The organism is Curtobacterium sp. MCSS17_008 (assembly GCF_003234185.1).
Lineage (GTDB): Bacteria > Actinomycetota > Actinomycetes > Actinomycetales > Microbacteriaceae > Curtobacterium.
This window is the reverse complement of the sequence record NZ_QKSM01000031.1, coordinates 1-1390: the sequence shown is the minus strand read 5'-3', so window position 1 is coordinate 1390 and position 1390 is coordinate 1. Positions and strand designations below refer to the sequence as shown.

1 protein-coding gene is annotated in these 1390 nt (G+C 70.7%); it reads left to right on the top strand.

Annotated elements, in window-relative coordinates:
* Positions 1–1390 (top strand): aldehyde dehydrogenase family protein (locus DEJ23_RS15270; RefSeq protein WP_111241084.1); only part of this gene is annotated, 1390 nt, incomplete at both ends.

The window sequence follows — 1390 nt, the reverse complement described above, 5'->3', positions numbered from 1 at the left end:
GGGGTTCGTCGGACCGCACCGCGGAGGACATCGACCCGTGGACGGGTGCGTCCCTCGTCGAGATCCAGCTGGCGTCGCAGGACGACGTCGACGCGGCCTACGAGGCGGCCCGACGCGCGCAGGTCGACTGGGCGCGGACGACCACGGCCGAGCGGGCGGCGGTGATCACCCGCGCCGTGCAGGTGTTCGACGACCGCAAGGACGAGATCGTCGACTGGCTCGTCCACGAGTCGGGCGGCACGCGGTTCAAGGCCGAGTTCGAGTGGGAGACGGCGCGCGCGGTCACGCAGGAGGCGGCGTCGTACCCGTACCGGGCGCACGGGGAGATCCGCGGGTCGGACATCCCCGGCAAGGAGAACCGCGCCTACCGGGAGCCCCTCGGTGTGGTCTGCGTGATCAGCCCCTGGAACTTCCCCCTGCAACTGTCGCAGCGCTCCGTCGCGCCCGCGCTCGCCCTCGGGAACGCGGTCGTGCTGAAGCCGGCGAGCGACACCCCGGTCACCGGCGGGCTGCTCCTGGCGAAGGTGTTCGAGGAGGCGGGGCTGCCGGCTGGCCTGCTCAACGTCGTGGTGGGTGCCGGCAGCGAGATCGGGGACTACGTGGTCGAGCACGAGGTGCCGAAGCTCGTCTCCTTCACCGGCTCGACGGCGGTCGGACGGCACATCGGCGAGCTCGCGACGGGCGGGGAGCACATCAAGCGCGTCGCGCTCGAACTGGGCGGCAACGCGCCGTTCGTCGTGCTCGACGACGCCGACGTCGAGCAGGCCGCGCGGTCGGCGGTGTTCAGTCGCTTCCTGCACCAGGGCCAGGTGTGCATGAGCACGAACCGGATCGTCGTCGACACGACCGTGTACGACGCGTTCGTCGAGTCGTTCGTCCGGCGGGTGCGGGACCTGAAGGTCGGCGACGTGGACGACCCGGCGACGTTCATCGGCCCGATCATCAACGACCGGCAGCTCGAGTCGCTGCAGGAGAAGATCGCGAAGGCACACGAGGAGGGCGCCCGGCAGGTCGTCGGCGGCGATCCGGAGGGACGGGTGCTGCCTCCACACGTCTTCGTCGACGTCACCCAGGACATGTCCCTGGCGCGTGAGGAGTCGTTCGGCCCGATCGTGCCGATCATCCGGGCGGCGGACGAGGAGGACGCCCTCCGGATCGCGAACGACACCGAGTACGGGCTCTCCAGCGCCGTGTTCACCGCCGACCTCGACCGGGGCGCGGAGTTCGCGCGGCGCATCGACGCGGGCATGACGCACGTCAACGACACCAGTGACGAGGACGAGGCGAACGCTCCCTTCGGCGGGGAGAAGAACTCCGGCCTCGGCAGGTTCCGCGGCGACTGGATCATCGACGAGCTGACCCGGTTGCACTGGGTCTCCGTCCAGCGGAC